The organism is Pseudomonas sp. S3_C06 (genome assembly GCF_054667675.1).
Genome location: NZ_CP162747.1, coordinates 393,612 through 416,851, shown reverse-complemented (window position 1 = coordinate 416,851; position 23,240 = coordinate 393,612). Strand labels below are relative to the sequence as shown.

The following is a 23,240-nucleotide window of genomic DNA, read 5'->3' as shown; positions in this document are numbered from 1 at the left end:
CCATGGCGCTCGTCACCCCGTCAGCGGGGACGCTACTGTTTCGATCACACCCGATAATACTCGCGATACCACCGTACAAACTCCGCCACACCCACCTCAACCTCGACCTGCGGCGTAAACCCGATCCAGTCTGCCAGCGCCGAAACATCAGCCCAGGTCTTGACCACATCGCCGGCCTGCATCGGCAGCAAATTGCGCTGGGCTTTTATGCCTAATGCCGTCTCCAGGCAGTCGACAAAATCCAGCAGCGCTATCGGCCTGCCCCGCCCCAGGTTGAAAATCCGGTGGCTGCCATGGGCGTCTTTGTCGGGCGTTGGCGGCTTCGGGCACAGGCGGACGATGCTTTCGACAACGTCATCGACGTAGGTAAAGTCCCGCGCCATCTGACCCTGATTGTAAATATCAATCGGCCGCCCCTGAAGGATCGCTTCGGTGAACTTGAACATCGCCATGTCCGGTCGGCCCCATGGTCCATAGACGGTAAAAAATCGCAGCCCGCTGGCCTTCAGGCCGTAGAGATGGCAGTAACTGTCGGCAAGCAATTCATTGGCGCGTTTGGTGGCGGCATACAGGGACACCGGATGCTCGACCGCGTCATCGACGCTGTATGGCAGCTTGCTGTTGGCCCCGTACACCGAACTGCTCGACGCGTAGATCAGATGCGCAGGTGGATAGTGCCGGCAGGCTTCCAGCACATTGAGAAAGCCCAGCAGATTTGATTGCGCATAGGCATCCGGGTTGTCGAGCGAATAGCGGACACCCGCTTGCGCGGCCAAATGCACGACTTCGGTGAACCCCTGCTCTTCGAACAGAGCCATCAAGGCTGGCTTATCGACAATGTCCATGGTCTGGAAACGGAAACCTTTTAGCTCGCTCAACTGCTTGAGGCGCGCCTGTTTGAGTTCCACGCTGTAATAATCGTTAAGATTGTCGATGCCGATTACTTGATGGCCTTGCAATATCAATCGTCTGACCGTGTGATATCCGATAAAGCCTGCAGCACCTGTAACAAGAACGGACATATTCGCCTCTCCAGCCAAGTCGCCAGGCGATTAGTTATAGCGTTGGTCGACTTGCGGAGTCCAGACTTTATAACTTCCCCAACTATGGGGTTTAACGTCTGATCTAAATGGCGAGCGACGACTCTGAAGTGACAGTAAAGTTTCTTGCCTTCCGACAAAAGGATGACGCCTTAAAAAACAATAACCTGCGCGCGAGTGCCATCACTAGCGGATAAATGGCGTGTTTTTTGACTGGGAACGTTTGACAGACCGCAAAGACTGGCCGATAACTACCAAGGTTCATTTTTACAGGGCGCGAGCAATATTCTACTCGCGCCCTGTCGTTTCAGAGACAACTACTTAGTTACCTATCATTAAACGCTGCCATGCGCAGACCGTGCGGTAGCTTTGTCTTCTGAAAAGTTAAGCCGCGGCTTATTCCCTATGCGCCGCACACTATAGCGTCACGCCTAAGTTCGACGCACCTTAATGAAACGCTTTGTGATTCATGTATGAAACACTTCTGCGCCAAACATAAAAACAGACTGTTGCCATTTGCCTTTACTTAGCCCTCGATAGAGCTCCTGCCTGCATAAACTTTCGATCATTACAGAGTTTACCAGCATGCCAGTTATCAGCTCCGAACATCCCTTTTGGTACCTTTTGCAATGCAAGCCACGTCAGGATGAGCGCGCTCACCTGAACCTGCTCCAACAGGATTACGTGGTATTCCATCCGCAACTCCTCAGTGAACGAATCATCCGTGGGAAACGACAGCGAGTGCGCGAATCGCTATTCCCCGGGTATTTGTTTATCCAACTCAGTCGTAACGACAATTGGGGGCCCTTGCGTTCTACACGCGGGGTCAGTCGCATCGTCGAATTCAATCACGGTCCTGCGACGGTGGCAGAGCACGTCATCGAGCACTTGCGTGCGCGCTGTATCGAATCATCGCTGTCGGGGCCGGATGAGGCCCTGAAACCGGGGCAGAACCTGCAGATCGTCAGCGGCCCGCTGGCACCCTTGGAGGGCGTGTTTCTCGGCTTGCACGGCAGCGACCGGGTGATGATCCTCTTGCAGTTTCTTAATCGCGAACAATCCGTTTGCTTGCCACTCAGCGTGATCGAACGTCAACAACCCAACGTTCAGAACTATCACTAACCCCCTTGCCTTATAGGCCTTTGCTCAGGAGCTATAACATGGCTTTGAAGTCACGATGCCCTGTCGCACTGCTGATGGCCTCTCTCTATCCTGGAATGGCCTGGAGTATCGATCCGCAAGCCATTAATGTTTACGGATTCGATTTCACGCCATCCTTTTTGTTTTCAGAAAGTTATGACGATAACTTTCGTGAAGTGGAGAACAGTAAACAGTCATCGATGGTCACCAAATTGGCGCCGACCTTCGAGCTCAAGGCGGAAGATCGCAACAGCGCCACTCGACTGATCTGGCAGCCCACGCGTTATATCTATCACGACGATTCCGATGCCTCGAACACCGCCCAGCGCGTGCGTGCCGACAGCATCATGGAGTTCACCGACCGCCATCGTCTCAAGCTCGATGCTGAATACCGTAAATGGGAGCGCACCGAGTCGACGGCAGTCGAGGGCATCAACGACAAACTCAACAATAAACGCGTGGGGGGGCTCTACACCTTCGGCGCTAAAAGTGCCGACAACCAAATCGATGTCGGCGCCAGTTACGCGCAACTTCGCTACGACAATGCCGACGGCATCAACGACGACAAGGAACGCAATACCACCGCCCTCACCAGCACCTGGTACCACCGCATCGGCAGTAACACCCGCGGCCTGCTGGAATATGACCACACCGACTTTGATTATCAGCAAGCCAACAGCCCGCGCAGCAGCAAATCCGATGCGGTACTGGCCGGTGCCGTGTGGGACTTCACCGCACGTACGACGGGCAAAGTGCGCCTCGGTTATGAGCGCAAGAACTTCGACAACAGCGAATCCAAGGACCTCAACAACCCGACCTGGCAAGTCGATTTGCAATGGAAACCGCGAACCTACTCGACGTTTACCTTTGTCGCTCGCCAAGCCCTCGCCGAAGGCGACGATGGCGCTGATGCCGTGAAGTCGACGTTCACTCAGGTCGGTTGGCGCCACGGCTGGACCGAACGCATCACCACGGTGGCACAAGCCGGTTTTGGCCGTTATGTCTACGAAGGCCAAAGCCGTACCGACGATCTCCAGGACTACAACCTGGCCGTGGTGTACGCGATGCGCCGCTGGCTGGATATCGAATTGGGCTATCGCTATCGCGACAACGATTCCGATGCCGACGATGAAAGCTTCACCCGCAACGTGTTCCAGATCAGTTTCAACGTCAGCCTTTAAGAGGGTTTCGACATGAACACACGCACGCTCGTCTTGGTGTTTGCCCTGTTTTTTCTACCTCATACCTTCGCTGCAGACCCCAGCACCCAATACAAACTGGCCGCTGGCGATGTGTTGCGGATCATCGTTTTCGGTGAGCCGGAATTGAGCCTGAAAAAGATCCGCCTCAGTGATGCCGGCACTTTTTCCTACCCTTTTCTCGGTGAGATCTCCGCCAAGGGACTGACCCCCGGCCAAGTCGAAAAAATCATCGTCGACGGGCTGAAACAGGGATACCTGATCGACCCGAAAGTCAGCCTCAGTCAGATTGAATACCGCTCTTTCTACATCAATGGCGAAGTCAAGAAACCCGGCAGCTACCCGTTCGTGCCCGGCCTGACTCTGGAGAAAGCCATTGCCTTGGGCGGGGGCTTGACCGAGCGGGCCTCGATCAAGCGCGTGACCATTTTGCGCGGCGATGGTGGCGCGACCCTCACCGATGACGTGACGCGCAACACCACGATTGCCCCCGGCGACACCATTTCCATTGCACAAGGCTTTTTCTAATCATGGACAACAGCCCTAGCACCTACGTCGAACGTCCTCTGCAAGCGCATCTGCATCAGCAGTACAGCGAAGACAAGGACACCCTTGACCTGTTAAAGCTCTGGAGAGTGATCTGGCGCGCCAAATGGAGCATCGCCTGGCTGGTGCTGGCGAGCGCTGCGCTGGCCGCGATTGTGGTCTCGAACATCACGCCGCAATACATCGGCAGCACCACCTTGCTGTTCAACGATAAAACCCCGCCGCTGATGTCGTTCCAGCAAGTCAAGGATTCCGGCGGCAACGCCACGGACTATTTGCAGACCCAGCAGGCGCTCCTGCAATCGCGCGATCTTGCCGAACGCGCAGTGAAAAAACTCGGCCTGACCACGCATCCGGTCACCGACCCGCGCCAGCAATCAAAGCCCTGGTTCACACCGCGCCAGTGGCTGGCGGATCTCGACCTTGATCAATGGATCCCGGGCCTGAGCCGGTTGATGCCGCTGAGCAAAAAAGACGAGCCCACTGAAGAAGATGTTTTCAATCAGGTCACGCAGAACCTCATGCTGCACACCAGCGTCAAGTTCGTCGGCAAGAGCCAGTTGCTCGAGATCGAGGTCGAGTTGCCCGATCCGGTTCTCGCAGCCGCAGCGGCCAATGCGTTGGCCCAAGGCTTCACCGACAGCCAGCTCGACACCAGCGAGAAGTCCTCGCAAACCACCACAGCCTGGATGAACACACGGCTGGTCAAGCTGCGCGACAACTTGCGCGTGGCCGAGAAAAAGCTCCAGGGCTACCGCGAAGAGCAAGGTCTGGTGGACGTCGGCGGCGTTGCCACCATCAGTGCCAACGAACTGGAAATGACCGGTAATCGCATGGTCGACGCCCGGCGCAACCGCGCTGAAGCCGAGAGCGAATACCGCCAGGCGAAGGCCTTGGGCAACGGCGATCTGAGCCGCCTCTCCAGCGTACCTGCGGTGCTGAGCAATCCTTTGGTGCAGAAGTTCCAGGCCGACCGGGCTGTGGCGCAAGCCAAGGTAGATGAACTGGCGGGCCGTTATGGGCCAAAACACCCGAGCCTGCTTTCTGCGCAAACCGAATTGCGCACCGCCACCACCAGCCTGCAATTGCAGGTGCAACAAGTGGTCGCCGGTATCGAGCGGCAATACCAGCTCGCCACTGCCAGTGAAGCCTCGCTACGGCAGTCGTTCAACAGCAACAAGGCGCAAATCCAGGACATTGCGCGCAAAGAATTTCAGTTGCGCGAGTTCCAGCGTGAGGTCGACAGCTCCCGCGCGCTGTATGAAACATTCGTCACCCGCCTGAAAGAAACCACCGCCACCGCCGACATGGACTCGACCAAGGTGCGCATCGTCGACCCGGCCATTGTCCCGGTTGACGCGAGCAAACCGCGTAAAACCTTGATTGTCGCGATCGTCGGGTTGATCGCTGCGGTGATCGGCGTTGCCTTGGCGCTGCTCTTCGAGAGCCTGAGCAATACCTTCAAAACCGATGAGTCGATCGAAAACGCGCTGAACATTCCATTGCTCAGCGTCGTACCACTGGTGACGAAGAAAACCCGTCGGCAATTGGCGCGCTTGTTCGAGGATAACGACAACCCGCGTTTTTCCGAGACCATTCGCAACCTGCGTACCTGGTTGATGCTGCAAAGCAGCGAAATGCCCTCGCAGGTGGTGCTGGTGACGTCGACGGTTGCCGGTGAGGGTAAAAGCACCATTGCCAACAATCTGGCCAGCTCGCTGACGTCACTCGAGCGTGTGCTGTTGATCGATGCCGACATGCGTCAGCCAACCTTGTCGCTGAACTTCGATTTCCCACCGGACAGCCCGGGGCTGGCGAATGTCATTGCCGGCACCGCCAGGCTTGAAGACTGCATTGTCTCGGTGGGCAATCTGGACATGTTGCCGGCCGGCAAGGTCCTGCCGGCACCGCTGGACATGTTCGCCGCCCCGCGCCTGCCGTCGCCGGCCGATTCGCTCAATCCCTTACAGCCGCCGCCGCAGGATCTGCTCAGCTCACCGCGCATGGCGCGCATGCTTGAGGCGCTGAGGTCGCGTTACCGCCACATCATTATCGATTCACCCCCAGCCGAGATGATCAGCGACGCACTGTTGCTGGCGCGGCATTCGGATGCCGTGATCTACGTGGTCAAGGCCGACAGCACGCCGATCAGCCAAGTACAGCGCGGCCTTGCCGCGTTGCAGCAGAGCCATGTGCCGGTGTTTGGCACCGTGCTCAACCAGGTCGACCTGCGCAAGGCGCGCAAGTACGGCCATCACCACTCCCGGGCGTTCTATAACTACGATTTCGCGCCCAGGTAACACCTCAGGCGAATACGCCAGCCGCTACACCCCCTTCTGCCATCGCACAACCCGCTTCACCTCTGCCGAGCTACGGAATAGCCATCGGGCGACCCGTCCTGTCCGTTCGATTAGCGCTGATACATGACTGCTGCCTTGAGGTTAAGCCCATGACACCGCTCTATACCGCTCACCTGACGCACCGCCGAGGCCTGACTTTCTGGGGCCAGTGGCTGTGTGCGCTGTCGCTGACCACCGTGTTGCTGATGTTGCTCGTGCATTGGCGCGTCGGCAGTCTGAACAGCGAATACCGCATCCTGATCATTCTCGCCGTGCTCGGTTCGGTGCCGATTTACAGCGTGATGCAGGTCTACCACAAGCGCCATGGTCTGTTGGTCGGCCTCGGCCGATTGCTGGCTGGCTGGCTGATTCTGCTGGCCGTGCTCGCGGCCATTGCCTTCATCACCCAGACCAGCGCGATCTATTCACGCCAGGTGATTATTGTCTGGGCCGTGTTGGGTTTCGTGGTGCAGGCGGCGAGTTTTCTGCCCCTGCATTACTTCGCCCGGCTGCACTCGCGCAAGGTCTGCAAAGAGCGCCGGTCGGTGATCATCGGCACCTGCCCGACGGCCCATGAGCTGGCGAAAAAACTCTCGCGACCGAACCGCGCGCTGGTGCTCGGTTTCATCGCTGCCGCCGACAACAGCGGCCCGGCCCCAAGCATTCTGCCGCTGCTCGGCAACGTTGCCGCGATCCGCGAGATCATCACGCGCCTGGAAGTGCGCCGCGTCTACATCGTGCTGACCATGGCGCATGCCGCGACCATTGAAGCGCTGTACATCGACCTCTTGGATATGAATGTCGACGTGGTGTGGATTCCGGATTTCGGCAGCATGGTGTTGCTCAACCATTCGATCTCGGAAATCGAGCGAATGCCGGCGATCTACCTCAATGAAAGCCTGATCAGCTCGCACCCGGCGAGTCTGTTTTGCAAGGACCTGTTTGAACGCAGCCTGGCCGGCGCGGCCATTATTCTGCTCAGTCCCTTGCTGCTGGCGGTGGCCGTCGCCGTCAAGCTGACCTCCGCAGGCCCGGTGCTGTTCAAGCAGGCCCGCCACGGTTGCAACGGTGAAGTGATCAAGGTCTGGAAGTTTCGTTCGATGCACGTCCACGACGATCGCGAGGTGCGCCAGGCCACCCGTGACGATGCCCGTCTGACCCCGATCGGCGGCTTCCTGCGCCGCAGTTCCATCGACGAATTGCCGCAGTTGTTCAATGTCGTGTCCGGCCAGATGGCCCTGGTCGGCCCGCGCCCGCATGCCGTCACCCACAACATTTATTACACCGGCAAGGTGCGCGCCTACATGGCCCGCCATCGCCTCAAGCCGGGCATCACCGGCCTGGCCCAGATCACCGGCCATCGCGGCGAAACCGAGACCGTGGAAAAGATGCAGCTGCGCGTCGCCCAGGACCTCAACTACATCAACCAATGGTCGCTGTGGCTCGACATCAAAATCCTCATCAAGACGCCCTTCACGCTGTTCTCGAAAAACATCTACTGACCCCTGCCAGACCGCTTGATCCCCGCCCTGCCCCTGCGTTGACAACCTTCACAACGAGCTGAGGTTTGACCATGAATGTGAGCGTATTCGGTATTGGTTACGTGGGCCTTGTCCAGGGCGCCGCACTGGCCGAGGTCGGGCACAACGTGCTCTGCGTCGATGTCGACGCGGCCCGGGTCGAGGCGCTGAAACAAGGCACGCTGCCGATCTACGAGCCGGGCCTGAAAAGCCTTGTGCGCGACAATTATCAAAGTGGTCGTCTGCGCTTCGGCACCGACCTGGCCGAAGCCGTTCAGCATGGCGATGTGCTGTTGATCGCCGTCGGCACACCGCCCGACGAAGACGGTTCGGCCGATCTGCAATACGTGTTGAGCGTGGCGCAAACCATCGCGCTGAACATGGATCGGCATCAGATCATCGTCGACAAATCCACGGTGCCGGTCGGCACGGGCGATCAGGTGCGTGCGTGTATCGAGCAGGTGCTGGCCGACAACAATCGCAGCCATCTGACGTTCGACGTGGTGTCGAACCCGGAATTTCTCAAGGAAGGCTGCGCGGTCGAAGACTGCATGCGCCCGGACCGGATCATCATCGGCACCGACAGCGCGCATGCTGAAGCGGTGATGCGCGAACTGTATGAGCCGTTCAATCGCAGCCGCGACAAAATCATTGTCATGGACCTTCGCAGCGCTGAGCTGAGCAAGTACGCCGCCAACTGCATGCTGGCGACCAAGATCAGCTTCATGAACGAGATGGCCTGCCTCGCGGAAAAACTCGGTGCCGACATCGAAAAAGTCCGGCACGGCATCGGCGCCGACCCGCGCATCGGTTACCAGTTTATCTACCCGGGCGTGGGCTACGGCGGCTCGTGCTTTCCCAAAGACGTCAAGGCGCTGATCCATGCCGCGACCAGTGTCGATATCGACGCCCGCCTGCTCAAGGCCGTGGAGGCGCGCAACCAGGACCAGAAAGCCAGTCTGTACAGCAAGATTTTCAATCACTTCGACGGTCATCTGCGCGGCAAGACGTTTGCCCTGTGGGGTTTGAGTTTCAAACCGAACACCGACGACATGCGCGAAGCGCCCAGCCGCGTACTGATGGAGGCCTTGTGGCAAGCCGGCGCCAACGTTCAGGCGTTTGATCCCAAAGCCATGGAAGAGGCCCAGCGCCTGTATGGCGCACGCGATGACCTGACGCTGGCGGGGACCAAGGAAGCGGCGCTGAAAAATGCCGACGCGTTGATCATCGTCACCGAGTGGCAAGCCTTTCGCGCGCCGGACTTTGACTTGCTCAGCCAGCAGCTCAAACAACCGTTGATTTTCGACGGGCGCAATCTGTTCGATCCGCAGCGTTTGAGCAAACGCGGCTTCACCTACATCTCCGTGGGGCGGCCAACCCCTTCAGTCATTTGAAGGAGCCGCGCCATGTTGCAGCTGGAACTGGTCGGGCATTACTCGGCGAAATTACTGGAGGCCAACCAGGCCTATTCCTTTATCAACTTTGCCTCCATCGGCAGCGTTTTCCAGCAGACCCCGGGCAGCGTCGCCTATTTCTGCGACGGCATGCTGATGTCGACCTTCATGTCGCGGGTGACCGGCAGGACGATCGGCCGGGTCAGCTTCGACTTCACCTCGATCGCCGACCTTGTCCTCGGCAGCGCCGAGCAACTGGGTAAACGCGTGTACTTCGTCGGCGCCCGGCAGGCCGAGCTGGAGCTGTTTATCGTCAAGATCGGGGCGCTTTATCCGCAGTTGACCATCGCCGGTTATCGCAACGGCTATTTCGACGCTGCCGAGGCCGAAGACATTCAAGCGGACATCTGTCGCAGCGCCGCCGACATCCTGATTGTTGGCCTGGGCGCCGGGCTGCAAGAACAGTTCGAACAGGATGCCCTGCGCGCAGGCTTTCGTGGTGTTGCCTTCACCTGTGGCGGGTTCATCCGCCAGGAAGCCCTGGCCATGCGGCAATACTACCCGGCGCTGATCAATCGCCTGCACCTGCGCGCGTTCTATCGAATGTACCGCGAGCCGCACACGATCAAACGCTATCTCATCGATTACCCCAGCAACTTCTTGCACCTGCTGACGATGCTCGCCCGGCACAAAGTTGCCATCAGCGTGGGGGAATGACCATGCACATCCTGTTTATCCTCAAGGATTTCAAGCTGGGCGGTGGCGTCGAGCGCGTTCAGCAACGGTTGTCCGAGCAGTTCCTCAAGGACGGTCGCCGGGTGAGTTTTTTCGTCATCAACGCAGACGTGCCCGATACCCCGGGTGTGCAACGCTTCAACGGCGGCGGCAGCGGTCTCGTCGGTTTGCTCAAGTCCATCGTTCTGTTGCGCCGGCTCATACAGCGTGAACGCGTCACCCACCTGATTGCCGCCAAGGAGCAGGCCAACCTCTGCACCTGGTTCGCCACCTTGGGGCGTTTGTGCAAAGTCATCTATTGCCGCCACGCGACCCTCGATTGCAGTGAACAGAACACCGGTCCCGCCAGCCTGCGCGTGCTCTACAGCTTGTACCTGTGTGGCAGCGGCAAGGTCGTCACCGTCTCCAATGCCTTGCGCCAGACGCTCGTCGAGTTACTGCCCTGGGGTCAGCAGCGCATCCGTTATTGCCCCAATGCGGTGGTCACCGAGCAACTCTTTCAAGCCTCGCAGGCGCCGCTACCCGCCGGAATGCCCGGTGCGTACTGGTTGGGCCTGGGCCGTTTGGTCGAACCGAAAGGTTTTCAGCTGTTGCTCGATGCTTACGCACTGGCACTGCGCAGCGCAGTGCTGCCGGATCTGGTGATCATCGGCGATGGCCCGTTGCGCGAGGCACTGACCGCTCAGGCCCGTCGTCTGGGCATTGCTCCGCGGGTGCATTTCACCGGATTCCTGAGCAACCCCTATCCGCTGCTCCGGCACGCGCAACTGTTCATTTTGAGTTCCGTGCAAGAAGGCATGCCGACGGTATTGATCGAGGCGCTGGCACTGGGCACGCCGGTGCTGGCCAGCGATTGCGAGACCGGCCCCCGAGAACTGCTGGACAACGGCCGACTCGGCCAACTGGTGAGGGTCAACGACGTACCGGCGCTGGCCGACGGCATGCTGCGCAGCCTGGTCCCACGCGATGACGTTGCCTTCAGCGAAACCAGACTCACTGACACCCTGCGTCAGTACACCAGCCAGTACGCGGCGCAGGCGTATTACCAGGTATGGAATCAATGAAAAAGTTGCTGATCATCCTGCATGACCTCAGCGCCGGCGGGGCTGAAAAAATGATGGCGCGTCTGGCTGGAGCGCTGGTGGACGCGGGCAATGACGTGACCTTGCTGATGCTCACCGGCGGCGGCATTCACGCCGCGCACCTCGACCCGCGCGTGAAGAAGGTTGAGTTGAATAGCCCACGCAGCGTCCGTGCAGTGCCGGCACTCACGCGTTTTCTGCGGGCCAATCGCTTTGACGCACAACTGGCGGCCCTCACCCACGTCAACGTGGTGGCGATCGCTGCGTCGGTGTTGTCCGGCACGCTGGCACGCCTGCACGTCAGCGAGCGCAATGCCTTTTCCCACGACAAGCACGTCAACCCCGACTTCATGGTGCGCGTCGCGTACCTGCTGGCGCCGCTGTTGTATCGGCTGATTCCCAACCCGGTGATCTGTGTCTCGCGGGGTATAGCCCAGGACCTGGTCGACACAACCGTGGCCCGCCGCCAGGACGTGACCATTGCCGACAACCCGGTGCTCGACAATGACTTTCGCGAGAAGACGCTCGGTCTGCCCAGCCACCGCTGGCTGCAGGAAAAATCCGGCCCGGTGATTGTCGCCGTGGGTCGACTGGCGCCGCAAAAAGGCTTCGACACCTTGATCACCGCGTTCGCTGCATTGCCGGACAGCCGCGCCCGACTGATCATTTTTGGCGAGGGCGCACTCAGGCCGAATCTGCTGGAACAGGCGCGCGCACTGGGCATGGCGGACCGCTTCGATCTGCCGGGCTATGCCCATGCCCCTTTGGCGGAGGTCGCTGCCGCCGATTGCTTCGTGCTGTCGTCGCGCTTCGAGGGCAGCCCAAACGCGTTGGTAGAGGCGTTATCCACGGGCACGCCGGTGGTGGCAACCCGCTGTCCCCATGGCCCGCAAGACATTCTCGTTGGCGGTGTGGTCGCGCCACTGGTTGACGTCGACGATCCGCTCGCCCTGGCACAGGCGATTGCCCTGCAACTGGCCACACCGCGCAATCTGCAACGTGAATTGCGCCTGGAGGCCGCGGCCCGATTCATCAATGCCAGCGCCGTGCAGACCTATCTCAAAGCGTTGATCGGGAGCCCGTCATCATGAGCACACTGGCGATCAGGTATTCGACCTTACGCGACGGCTTCACCTTGTTCGGCATCCTGTTCTACATCCAGGTGATTACCTTTGTCCTCAGCCTGGGCGGAGCCGCCAGCTTCGGCGACATCAACAAAGACCTCGAAGGCAACGTGGCCAATCAGATTTGCGGGCTGATCACGCTGTTGGTGCCGTTATTCTTCTTCATCCGCAACAAGGTGTTCCTCAGCAAGACCTTTTATCGCAGCAACTTTTTCATGCTGCTGTTCTTGCTCTGTGTCATCGCGTCGATCGGCTGGTCCCACGACCCGATGCTGAGTTTCAAGCGCTTTATCGCGATGCTCAGCATGGTGTTTTTCGCCGGTTTCATTGCCTACAACTATTCGCTGGAAAAAATCACCTTCATGCTTGGTTGCGCCATCGGCGGGGCGGCGCTGATCGGCTTGATCCTCGCCGTGGTGATGCCTGACGTCGCGTTCCTGTCCGGGGGGATTCGCGACGGCGCCTTCAAGGGGATTTTTGCCGAAAAGAATGCCGGTGCGCGGCTCAACGCGATCGCCATCCTGTTGTTGCTACCGATGATTCGCCGACGCAATCACTGGGCGCTGTTCTGCGCGTTTTTCTCGCTGATCGCGATCCTGCTCGCGCAGTCGGCGACCGGGGTCGCGCTGATTGTTTCCGGAGCGATCAGCTACTGGTACTTCCTGACCCTGATCCGTTTGCGCATCAACCATTCGCCGCTGATGTTTCTGGGCTGCACCCTCCTTTACCTGCTGGTGTGCCTGTTCCTCTACAGCAACTTTGCGGTGCTGCTGGAAATGGCCGGTCGTGACCCGTCATTGACCGACCGCACCTTGATCTGGGAACTGCTCGGGCCCTTTATCGACGGGCAGTTCCTCAAGGGTTACGGCTTCGGCGCCTTCTGGTCCAGCCCCGATGCCGATGGCTTCATTACCCGTTGGGGTTACATCGGTAACGCCCACAGCGGCTATGTCGAAACCCTGCTCAACGGCGGGATCATCCAACTGACGGCGCTGGCGCTGATGTTTGGCGAAGCCCTGCTCAAGCAGTACCGCGCCGTGACCGCGAACCAGACGGCGCAGTTTCGCGCCAGTGCGCTGGTGATCATCGGTTTGTTCGCCGTCACCAATTATGTGGCGTACGTGATCCCCAACTATCGCTCCGCCGAGTTTCTGGTGTTCTGCACTCTGGCCCTGTCTTTCCGCCATCACCTCGCGGCCTACCCCGAAACCTCAGCGGCAGCGCAGCGTCAGCGTGTGTCTGGCAGAGCAGTGCCGCGCGATTCAGCCAACGCGTAACCCAAGGAGAACCACCCGTGCCCAATCAAGCCCCCCTTCCGTGGATTCAGTGTGCGTCGTTATCCCGATGTACAACGGCGCCGACAGCATCGAGCAGACATTGGCGTCGCTGGTCGGGCAAACCCGCCTGCCGGATCACGTCATCGTTATCGACGATGGCTCCACCGATGATGGACCGCAACGGGTCAGAGACTTTGTCGCGCCGTTTCGCCTGACGCTGCTGCAGCAAGCCAACGAAGGCCAGGCCAGCGCTCGTAATCACGGCATGCGGCACTCGCAAGAGACGTTTGTGGCGATGCTCGATGCCGATGACCAGTGGCACCCGCAAAAGCTTGAGCTGCAACTGGCCCTGTACGAAGAACTCAGTCGTCAGGGCCGGCCGGTGGGGTTGATCGACTGCTACGCGCAGGTCAATTACAGCGACGGCCGGCGGCAGCTGGACAACCGCCGCAAAAGCGGCAGGCACTTCTACGACTTCATCCACGCCAACGTCGTCAATGGCGTTTCCACTGCGCTGGTCAGGCGCGAGGTGATCATGCAGCTCGGTGGTTTCGATGCCAGCCTGCGTTACTCCGAAGACCGCTACATGTGGACGCGGATCGCCGAACACTGGGAGGTCCACACGGTGCCGCAGGTGCTGCTGGAGCGTACGGTCAACGGCGGCAACATGACCGCGCAACCGAAGAAGTACTACCAGAACAAGATCCATTTCATTGAGGTGTACCTCGCCCGCTACGGCGAGATGCTCAGCCAGCAACAACGGATCAATTTCGTCCTGAGCAACCACACCGATTTTCTCGAAGCGTTTTCCCGCCGCGGCGAGCACGACCAAGTGCTCGGCGTGTACCGGCGAATGCTCGAGTGCTCCTGGCAAGCGCTGATCTTCGCCAACGGCAAACCGACCTTGCGCTATCTCTATGCCCGCGCCAGAACATGGCGCAAGCCAACGGCGTCAACCCCAGCTCATTGAACCGGTACCCGCCATGGCCAATCACCGTCTGGTGACATTGAGCTGGATCTTCACCGAAAAATTCGGCCTGATCCTGCTGTCGATGATCACCTTTGTCGTCTACGCGAAGCTGCTGTCGCCGGCCGAGCTGGGTGTGGGCACGATCATCATTGCCATCGTCGAGCTGATTGGTCTGGTGTACTCATCGGTGCTGGAGGATCCGCTGGTACGCCTTGAACGGCTGGAAGACAAACACATTTCCACGGCTTTCTGGGCCGGGGTGCTCGTCAGTCTGGTGTCGATTGTCATCATCTCGCTCGCGGCATTCCTGTACACGCCCGACCCGCTGCTGCAATGGCTGACGGCAGTGGCCTCGGTGAAAATCCTGTTCACCATGATGGCGCGGGTCTATGTGGCGCAAATGCGCCGTAGCGGTAACTTCAAGATGCTCGCGTCGCGCACGTTACTGGGCAAAGTCGCGGGCGGCGTCGGCGGCATCGTAGTGGCGCTGTACGGTTGGGGTGCGTGGGCAGTGATTGCCCAGGCGCTGATCATGGAATGGGTGTCGATCATTGTTCTGATGGGTGCAGACCGGCGACGCATCGCGTTTGCCATCGACCGGACGGTCTTGCGCGAACTGTTGAAGGCCGGTGCACCGGTTGCAATCAATTCGCTGAGTTCACAAACCTTGCAGCGCGGCGTCAACGTGGTGCTGGGGATGACGGCCGGGGCGAACGCAGTCGGCATGTTCAACATGGCGATGCGCATCATCGAACTGCCGCGCACAGCGATTTATAACGGTCTGCTGAGTTATGCGTTGCCGGCGTTCGCCCGACGCAGTGCGGAACCCAAGCGCCTGCTCGGGATCATTGGCGACTCGACCGCCGTCAGCGGCTTTGTGTTGACGCCGCTGTTCATTGGCCTTGCGCTCACGGCCAACGACCTCATCCTGTTGATCTTCGGCGCCAAGTGGGCTGACGCCATTCCATTGTTGCAAGTGCTGGCCTGCACGGCGGCCATCGGCAACACCGCCATGTACGCCACCACCGCACTGGTGGCGGTCAACCGCAGCCACCTGACGATCAAGGCGGAAGTGCTGACTACCGTCCTCGCACTGGCGCTGGTCTACAGCCTCGGTAACGTTTATGGCGGCATGGCCGCAGCCGGCGCTCTGCTCGCGCGCATGTTGCTGATCACGCCACTGCAAATTCGCGGCCTCAACCTGGCCATCGGTTACAGCTGGCGGCGGTTTGTCGAGGCCAATTACCGCAGCGTGATTGCCTCGCTGGTCATGGCCGCGACCGTATTGCTGGTGTCACCGCAACTGGGCTTTCAAGGCTACCTGCACCTGATCGGCAACATCGCGCTGGGCGCGCTGAGCTACGCCGTGGCGTACAGCCTCATCCACCCGCACTGGCCGCAGGAATTCAAATCGGTTTTCACCGCCCGCTGATTCAGTCCCTGAGACAGGAAGACCTCACCATGCGCAAAACCACGTTGATTACTGGCGGGGCCGGTTACATCGGCTCGCATACCGCTTTGGCGCTCATCAATGCCGGGCACCGGGTGCTGGTGCTCGATAACCTGTGCAACAGCTGTCAGGAGTGCATCGCGCGCCTTGAGCAACTGACCTTGACCCGGATCGATTTCATCAAGGGCGACATCCGTGATTCCGACCTGCTGGACGACATCTTCCGGCGCTACGACATCGATGCCGTGGTGCATTTTGCCAGCCTCAAATCCGTCGCCGAAAGCGTGCGCAAACCGCTCGACTACTACGCCAACAATGTCGCAGGCACGCTTGACCTGTGCCAGGCCATGACGCGCAACAACGTCTTCCGCCTGGTGTTCAGCTCATCGGCCACGGTGTACGGCGAGCCGACCCGTACGCCGATTGCCGAAGACTTCGGCACCGGCAAACCGGTCAATCCGTATGGTCGCACCAAGCTGATGATCGAAGAATTGCTCACGGATTTGTGCGACTCCGATCCGCGCTGGAGCATTGGCCTGTTGCGCTACTTCAATCCGATTGGCGCCCACGAAAGCGGGATGATCGGTGAAGACCCGCGCGGCCGACCCAACAACCTGCTGCCGTGCCTGACCCAGGTCGCCATTGGCCGGATACCGGAACTCACGGTCTACGGCAGCGACTATCCCACCGTCGACGGCACCTGCGTGCGCGACTACATCCATGTGGTCGACCTTGCCATTGGCCACCTCAAGGCACTGCTGGTGTTGCAGCAGAACCACGGCATCCATTTCTGGAACCTCGGCACGGGGGTCGGCTACAGCGTGTTGCAGATCATCCACAGTTTCGAGGACATCACCGGCATCAGCATTCCCTACCGGTTTGCACCGCGCCGCGAAGGTGACATTGCCAAGTGTTGGGCCGACCCGGCCAAGGCCGGACGCGAGCTGGGCTGGACCGCGCAACGCGACCTGCCACAAATGATTGTCGATGCCTGGCGCTGGCAGTCGTGTAATCCGCAGGGGTATCAGTCTTCCTTCGAAATCCCCGCGCTGCTTGCTTTCAAATGATGCTCTTACGATCGCTGCCGGCGCTGCTGCTGTGGGTTGCGCTGACGGGCAACGCCGCACAAGCGCCGCCCAATGCCGGGCTGGTGCTGTGGCTGGACGCCGCCGATGCGTCCAGCCTGACCCTGGATACGCAGAACCGTGTGCAGCGCTGGAGCGATAAATCCGGCCAGTCCCATGACGCCAGGGTCGACGAAGGCACCGAGCAGCCACAAAAGATTGAAAACGCCGTGAATGGCCATGCCGTCGTGCGTTTAAGTGGTACTTCGGCGTTTATGGGCAAAAACATTCGCAGTGCAAAAGGGCCTGTCACGGTATTGGTCGTGTCCCGCCGATTGCCAGAACAGGCCGGCGTCGATCCGTGGCAGCGGTTGTTCAGTTCACGTGCGCAAACCGCTGACAACGATAACGTGCTGCCGAACTTCGCCATCAGCTTGGCGCAAACCACCGCGTATGAACCGACCGTTTCCGTCCTGGAACTGCAGGGTGTGCCGATCGGCCCGTATGCGGTCGGGCGCAATGCCGTCGGCACGTCGGAAAACTTTCGCGGCGATATCGCCGAGGTGCTGGTTTACGACCGCCCGTTTGCGTCCCTCGCCGAGCGCCAGCAGGCTTTTCAGTACCTTGCGCACAAGTGGTCAGTGGCCGTTCCCACCCACGCCGATACGTGGACCCGTGTCGGTCCGCTGGGCACGCTGCCGACCCGCACTCACGTTTATCTGCCGCTGTCCGATCAAACCAATGCCGGACGCTGGGTACTCGACACCAACCTGTCCGATGACTTCAACGGCAGCAGCCTCGACCCCACCCGCTGGCACGTCAACAATGCCATCGGCAATGAATCGCTCGGGCGCAAACCGGCGCTGTTCACTCCACGCAATGCTAGCGTCAGCAACGGCAACCTGAACATTGTCTTCCGCAAGGAAACCTTGCCGCAGAAGTACGTCGAGCTTGGCTTCAAGGATTACACCTCAGCCATGGTCCGTACCCGTGAACGCGGTTTCTACGGCTACTACGAAGCACGCGCCAAACCGATGAACTCCGCAGCGTCGAGCGCCTTCTGGCTGGCGTGGACGGGCTTCACGGACAACGCCACCGAAATCGATATCTTTGAAATTGGCGGTAAAACCAAAGGCGCAGCCTCGGATCGTTCTTACAACATGAACGCTCACTTATGGGCCACGCCGCAAAGTAAAGAACACATCGCCAACGGCAGCACCTGGATCAGCCCTTGGCGCCTGGCCAGTGATTTTCATGTCTACGGCTTCGACTGGCAGCCCGACACCCTGCGCTGGTACGTCGATGGCGTGCTGGTCAGGGAATCGAAGAACCGCCACTTCTTCTTCCCGATGCAGATCGTCTTTGACAGTGAGGCCATGTGGAAATGGTTCGGCGTGGTCGACGACGCTGACCTGCCGTCCACCTTCGAAGTCGACTACATCCATAGGTGGCAACGCGGTCCATAACCGTCACACAACGCTGGGACAGTCGATGCCCCCTCCTGCTGCCATAGCTTTCGCCTTGGGTCGAATTCCACTCGGCAGAGTCGTCAGTTCTCAATCAGCGCTAACACGTCCGGAGCGCCCAAACATGAACAACCGACGACTGAAGGAACTGGATTTGCTGCGCTTTCTGGCTGCGCTCGCCGTGGTGATTTTTCACTACGCGTTTCGCGGGTATGCGCGGGGCGACATGTCGGTCATGCCCTATCCGCTGCTGGCCGAGGTGGCCAAATACGGTTACCTGGGCGTGGAACTGTTTTTCATGATCAGCGGATTTGTCATCCTGATGACGGCTTCAAGCAACAATCTGCAGGTGTTTTTCATCTCCCGCGTGGTGCGCCTGTGCCCGGCATTCTGGGTGTGCTGCACGCTCACCTTTCTGATCACACTCGCCTTCGGACAGCCGAGATTCAGCGCGGATCTTTATCAATACCTGATCAACATGACGTTCCTTGGCGATCTGATCGGCGTCCCGCCCATCGACGGCGTGTACTGGTCACTGTTTGTAGAGATCAAGTTCTACCTGATGATCTCGATTCTCCTGGCCTTGAAGAAAATAGACAAAATCGAACCCTGCCTGGTGCTCTGGCTACTGGTCTCGGCCACCGCGGAAGTCCTCGCTTTCGAAAAGCTGCGCTCGATTCTCATCACTGATTACGCGGCCTACTTCATCGCCGGTGCCACGTTCTACCTGATCTGGGCGAAGGGCATGACAAAACTGCGCATTGCCCTGGTGGCGGGCGCATTGGCCTTGGCCACTTTCACCGCCATTACCTGGGCCGAGTCGATCGAAAGCAAATATGCGACGGAGTACGATCCCTCGATCATCGGCAGCGTCATTATCGTTTTCTTTATGACCTTCCTTTTGATCGCAACCAACAAAACAGCCGCCATCGGGCAATTGAACTGGACGACCCTGGGAGCGCTCACATACCCGCTGTACCTGCTCCATCAAATGATCGGTTTCATCATCTTCAACATGGCCTATCCGGCGGTGAATGCGCACCTGCTGCTGTGGGGCACCGTGGCTTTGATGATCGCTGCGTCCTATGTCATTCACGAAAAAATCGAAACGCCGATGGCCAGACTGATGAAAAGGTCCCTGTCATTTTCCTTCAATCGTCTACGGGCCGGTTAGCCGGCGGCGACGAAAGCTGAAGCGATTTAGCGAACCTTTCCCGCGAAAACAGCGTCCGAGCTAAGGCGTTAACGCTTACCGCTCACCACGAGGTTTCCGTTTGAAAGCAGCCATCGTCAGAAAATACCGTTTGATCATCAAGACTCTGGGCTATGTCGGCTGGGCGTTGTTCTGGCTGCTGCTCTGGGACATCGCCGTCACCGTCGATTTCATGTTGTTCCTCAACGCCAAGCTGAATCTGCCATTGATGCCCCTGACGTTATTGGGTTCGGCATTGATCGTGCTGATCAGTTTTCGCAACAGCAGCGCTTACAACCGCTGGTGGGAAGCACGCACGTTGTGGGGTTCGATGATCAACAATTCGCGCAGCTTCGCCCGCCAGGTGCTGACGTTGCTGGATGATCCCGATGGCGAGGTCAATCCGGTCAAGTCGACCCTGTTGCGCCGCCACGTCGCCTATGTGAATTGCCTCGCGGCGCATCTACAAGGCCAGCCTTGCCCTGAGGAAGTCCGCGCGTTTATTCCCGCCAATGAATTCGCCCGCAGTGGCACGACCAATAACTTTGCCAACGATATCCTCACCGGCTCGGCGTCCTTGCTGGCTCGGGAATACAAGGCCGGGCGCCTGGACAGCATTCGTCTGGCACGACTGGAGTCGACATTGGTGGACCTGTCCAACAGCCAGGGTGGCATGGAGCGGATTGCCAATACGCCGCTGCCCTACCCGTATGTGTATTTTCCGCGGCTGTTTATTTCGCTGTTCTGCCTGATCGTGCCGGTCGGACTGGTGGAGTCTTTGGGCTGGTTCACGCCGTTGGCTTCGACCGTGGTCGGTTTTATGCTGCTGGCCATCGAACGCATCGGCACCGATCTGCAAAGCCCGTTTCGCCAAAGCGAACACCAGATTCAGATGGAAGCGCTGTGCGAAACCATCGAGAAAAACCTGCAATCGATGCAGCGTGATTCTTTGGGGGATGTGCGTCGGATTGAAGAAAACGCTTGAGGTGCAGCAATCGGGAACTGTCAGGACGTCTGACGGTTTCCAAATCAATCAGAACGCCGCACAACATCGCTTGTTATCGCACCGCGCTCACACATCTCCCGGAGCGCTCACTCTCATCCCCCTCTGCTTCCCGCTCCTCGCGGTCTCACATTTTGCGATGTGAGGTTTTCGCATCTGCATAAAAAAGATTGCCGATTCATTGTCAGGTGATTTTTTTCAGCCTATCTTCAATAAAACCTATACAAAGCACTTCATTGCGTACAACTCTTTCGCTATGGATTGGCCTCACGCACAGCACTGCCGCGAGCACCTTGAATGAACCCACTATTAGCCAGCCATTACCGTGAAATTCTCGTCGGCGTCGGTGAAAACCCCGAGCGCGAAGGACTGTTGGAGACACCCAAGCGCGCCGCCAAAGCGATGCAGTACCTGTGCAACGGCTACACCATGAGCCTGGAAGACGTCACCAACGGTGCCTTGTTCGAGTCGCAGAGCGATGAAATGGTGATCGTCAGCGACATCGAGCTGTATTCCTTGTGCGAGCACCACATGCTGCCCTTTATCGGCAAGGCACATGTCGCGTACATCCCCACCGGCCGGGTCCTGGGGCTGTCGAAGGTCGCGCGGGTGGTAGACATGTTCGCGCGTCGCCTGCAGATCCAGGAAAACCTTACACGGCAGATTGCCGACGCCATCCAGCAGATCACCGATGCCGCCGGTGTGGCGGTGGTCATTGAAGCGCGGCACATGTGCATGATGATGCGCGGCGTTGAGAAGCAGAATTCGGTCATGACCTCCTCCGTGATGCTGGGGGCTTTCCGGGATAGTTCGACGACACGGCAGGAGTTCCTGCAACTGATCGGACGTCGATAAAGCTATACAGGGGACAGTCACTGTACAAGCCGATAGTTCGAATCTCACCCTCTTCACTTGTGTGTTTCAGGGAGTTAGGCGATGACCCGATTTCTGCTGTTACTGGCACTGGTCCTCAGCGTCGCAAGCTGCGGCAGCGTAGATGTTGCCCGTTATGCCGAGCAACAACCGGCCCTGGACCTGCAGCGTTTTTTCAGCCAGCCCGTCAAAGCCTGGGGGATGTTTCAGAAGCGCAACGGTGAGGTGGCCAAGCGTTTTGAGGTCAACATCGTCAGCCGGCGTGAGGGCAACAACCTGATTCTCGACGAGCGCTTCCTGTACAGCGACGGCACCCGCCAACGTCGCGTCTGGACTCTCACGCCCGAAGGCCAGGGGCGTTGGAGCGGTCGCGCGGCTGACGTGGTGGGTGTCGCCGAGGGCCGGGTCGCGGGCAACACGTTGCACTGGCGTTATCGCCTGAACCTGCCGGTCGATGACTCGACTTACGAAATGAGCATGGACGACTGGATGTACTTGATGGACGAGGACACGTTGATCAACCGCACCAGCATGTCCAAATTCGGCGTAGAGGTCGGACAGGTGACATTGTTCTTCCGTCGCCAGGGTGCCGGAGTCAGCGAATGAACCGCGCATTGACCCTGGCCTCGCTCGGCGACGGTTATCGCGCGCTGGTGATCGGCGCCAGTGGCGCCCTCGGCACAGCCTTTTGCCAACTGCTGAAACAGGATCCGCGCTGTGCCGACGTTCGTGCGCTGGGGCGCCGTACCCTCCCCGCGCTCGACCTTGAACGGCCCGAAACGATTGCCAGTGCCGCCTCCGAACTGGCAGGCGAAGCGCCGTATCAACTGATCATCCACGCGGCCGGTCTGCTCCATCGCGAAGGGATCAAACCGGAAAAAAGCTTCAGCGCAATCGAGCCGGAGGCGCTGCAAACCGTGTTTCAAGTGAACACGCTGGGACCGGCATTGGTGTTGCGTCATTTCCTGCCACTGCTCGATCCTCGGGGAGCGATGGCGATGCTTTCGGCCAAGGTCGGGAGCATTGGCGACAACCGTTTGGGCGGCTGGTACGCCTACCGCGCCTCCAAGGCTGCGTTGAACATGCTGATCAAGACCGCCGCCATCGAACTGGCACGCACGCGCCCGCAGAGTCGCTTGCTCAGTCTGCACCCGGGCACGGTGGTGTCGGGGTTGTCGCAACCTTTTCGCGGCGCCTCCAGCGCCCGTCCGGCAGACGTTGCCGCTGAACAGTTACTGACCTTGATAGACCAGTTGACGTCGGCCGACAGCGGCCATTTCTTTGCCTACGATGGAGAACGCCTACCCTGGTAGGCAAGGAGTGAAGCATGAACCTGCAAGCCCTCACCGAACGTGCGGCCAACAGTGAAATACGTGAACTGGAGCTGCTGTCACTCGAAGGTGGTTTTTATCTGGCGCGGATCCGTCTGGATCACGGCCAGTTCACCCTGCTGGATGACGCGGCCAAGCCGATGCACCTGCGCTCGATCACCCACCTGCGTGACTTGCTGCAGACCGTGCCGGCCTTTCCCTGCGTGCTGGTGCAGCAATGCGTGCACGACGAAATGTGCGGGCGCGATACAGGGCCTGTCGAAGAGCTGCGCATTCCCTTTTCGCTCACTACGCCCGTATGAGTCGAACCACGCACATCAACTGGTAACGAGCGGGGGCCGCCCCATTTGTCGCGTACCCGCTAAGCTGGTGTTACGGCCGTGCGTCAGTTGAACGGTGTTGGCTGACTGAAAACAGCAAAATAGAAATGCTGTCATAACCATGATTTTTTCTGACAAAACGGCGTCTTTTGCAGGTTTTCAAAAGCTCTGTTGA

General features: G+C 59.1%; 21 protein-coding genes. 20 read left to right on the top strand and 1 reads right to left on the bottom strand.

Annotated features, from left to right (window positions below):
- Nucleotides 1-44 precede the first annotated feature (44 nt).
- Nucleotides 45-1,022: an NAD-dependent epimerase gene (locus tag AB4N44_RS01700; RefSeq protein WP_460110550.1), complete on the bottom strand. Its 978-nt coding sequence runs from the start codon at nt 1,020-1,022 to the stop codon at nt 45-47.
- Between the two features lie 603 nt (nt 1,023-1,625).
- Here AB4N44_RS01700 and rfaH point away from each other — a divergent pair.
- The 20 genes from rfaH to AB4N44_RS01600 all read left to right on the top strand — a co-directional run bounded on the left by rfaH (nt 1,626) and on the right by AB4N44_RS01600 (nt 23,047).
- A complete protein-coding gene (rfaH, locus tag AB4N44_RS01695; RefSeq protein ID WP_160039967.1) occupies nt 1,626-2,162 on the top strand; it encodes a transcription/translation regulatory transformer protein RfaH in 537 nt (178 codons plus the stop codon).
- 38 nt (nt 2,163-2,200) lie between these two features.
- The gene (locus tag AB4N44_RS01690) at nt 2,201-3,361 is read left to right on the top strand and encodes an outer membrane beta-barrel protein (RefSeq protein ID WP_127927520.1); all 1,161 of its coding nucleotides are present in this window, start codon (nt 2,201-2,203) and stop codon (nt 3,359-3,361) included.
- A gap of 12 nt (nt 3,362-3,373) precedes the next feature.
- Entirely contained in the window at nt 3,374-3,907 is a 534-nt protein-coding gene (locus AB4N44_RS01685; protein ID WP_122598339.1) for a polysaccharide biosynthesis/export family protein, read from the top strand.
- Between the two features lie 2 nt (nt 3,908-3,909).
- Complete coding sequence (locus AB4N44_RS01680) at nt 3,910-6,225, top strand: GumC family protein (RefSeq protein WP_160039963.1); 2,316 nt, start codon at nt 3,910-3,912, stop codon at nt 6,223-6,225.
- A gap of 149 nt (nt 6,226-6,374) precedes the next feature.
- Entirely contained in the window at nt 6,375-7,766 is a 1,392-nt protein-coding gene (locus tag AB4N44_RS01675; protein ID WP_322847219.1) for an undecaprenyl-phosphate glucose phosphotransferase, read from the top strand.
- A gap of 71 nt (nt 7,767-7,837) precedes the next feature.
- Nucleotides 7,838-9,178: a UDP-glucose dehydrogenase family protein gene (locus AB4N44_RS01670; RefSeq protein WP_460110556.1), complete on the top strand. Its 1,341-nt coding sequence runs from the start codon at nt 7,838-7,840 to the stop codon at nt 9,176-9,178.
- Nucleotides 9,179-9,190: 12 nt separating this feature from the next.
- Complete coding sequence (locus tag AB4N44_RS01665) at nt 9,191-9,895, top strand: WecB/TagA/CpsF family glycosyltransferase (protein WP_460110558.1); 705 nt, start codon at nt 9,191-9,193, stop codon at nt 9,893-9,895.
- Between the two features lie 2 nt (nt 9,896-9,897).
- Entirely contained in the window at nt 9,898-10,977 is a 1,080-nt protein-coding gene (locus AB4N44_RS01660; RefSeq protein ID WP_460110560.1) for a glycosyltransferase, read from the top strand.
- Entirely contained in the window at nt 10,974-12,086 is a 1,113-nt protein-coding gene (locus AB4N44_RS01655; RefSeq protein ID WP_460110561.1) for a glycosyltransferase, read from the top strand. Before AB4N44_RS01660 ends, AB4N44_RS01655 begins: the two co-directional genes overlap by 4 nt.
- A complete protein-coding gene (locus AB4N44_RS01650; protein ID WP_460110563.1) occupies nt 12,083-13,396 on the top strand; it encodes an O-antigen ligase family protein in 1,314 nt (437 codons plus the stop codon). The genes AB4N44_RS01655 and AB4N44_RS01650 overlap by 4 nt, the downstream gene beginning before the upstream one ends.
- Nucleotides 13,397-13,436: 40 nt before the next feature.
- The gene (locus tag AB4N44_RS01645; RefSeq protein WP_460158160.1) at nt 13,437-14,366 is read left to right on the top strand and encodes a glycosyltransferase family 2 protein; all 930 of its coding nucleotides are present in this window, start codon (nt 13,437-13,439) and stop codon (nt 14,364-14,366) included.
- Between the two features lie 13 nt (nt 14,367-14,379).
- Entirely contained in the window at nt 14,380-15,798 is a 1,419-nt protein-coding gene (locus AB4N44_RS01640; protein WP_127927502.1) for an oligosaccharide flippase family protein, read from the top strand.
- Nucleotides 15,799-15,827: 29 nt separating this feature from the next.
- Entirely contained in the window at nt 15,828-16,883 is a 1,056-nt protein-coding gene (galE, locus tag AB4N44_RS01635) for a UDP-glucose 4-epimerase GalE (protein WP_127927500.1), read from the top strand.
- Nucleotides 16,880-18,346: a family 16 glycosylhydrolase gene (locus tag AB4N44_RS01630; protein WP_238704407.1), complete on the top strand. Its 1,467-nt coding sequence runs from the start codon at nt 16,880-16,882 to the stop codon at nt 18,344-18,346. Before galE ends, AB4N44_RS01630 begins: the two co-directional genes overlap by 4 nt.
- A gap of 124 nt (nt 18,347-18,470) precedes the next feature.
- Entirely contained in the window at nt 18,471-19,520 is a 1,050-nt protein-coding gene (locus tag AB4N44_RS01625; protein WP_127930396.1) for an acyltransferase family protein, read from the top strand.
- Between the two features lie 100 nt (nt 19,521-19,620).
- Nucleotides 19,621-20,523, top strand: a complete 903-nt coding sequence (locus AB4N44_RS01620; protein ID WP_150751438.1) for a bestrophin family protein — start codon at nt 19,621-19,623, stop codon at nt 20,521-20,523.
- 315 nt (nt 20,524-20,838) lie between these two features.
- On the top strand, nt 20,839-21,396 hold the full coding sequence (folE, locus tag AB4N44_RS01615) for a GTP cyclohydrolase I FolE (protein ID WP_150729247.1): 558 nt from the start codon (nt 20,839-20,841) through the stop codon (nt 21,394-21,396).
- Between the two features lie 81 nt (nt 21,397-21,477).
- Nucleotides 21,478-22,020 (top strand): DUF3833 domain-containing protein, encoded by a 543-nt coding sequence (locus tag AB4N44_RS01610; RefSeq protein ID WP_150729248.1) that lies wholly within the window; start codon nt 21,478-21,480, stop codon nt 22,018-22,020.
- The gene (locus tag AB4N44_RS01605; RefSeq protein ID WP_077572937.1) at nt 22,017-22,727 is read left to right on the top strand and encodes an SDR family NAD(P)-dependent oxidoreductase; all 711 of its coding nucleotides are present in this window, start codon (nt 22,017-22,019) and stop codon (nt 22,725-22,727) included. Before AB4N44_RS01610 ends, AB4N44_RS01605 begins: the two co-directional genes overlap by 4 nt.
- A gap of 14 nt (nt 22,728-22,741) precedes the next feature.
- Nucleotides 22,742-23,047, top strand: coding sequence for a DUF6482 family protein (locus AB4N44_RS01600; protein WP_077572938.1), 306 nt, complete (start codon nt 22,742-22,744; stop codon nt 23,045-23,047).
- The last annotated feature ends 193 nt before the right edge of the window (nt 23,048-23,240 follow it).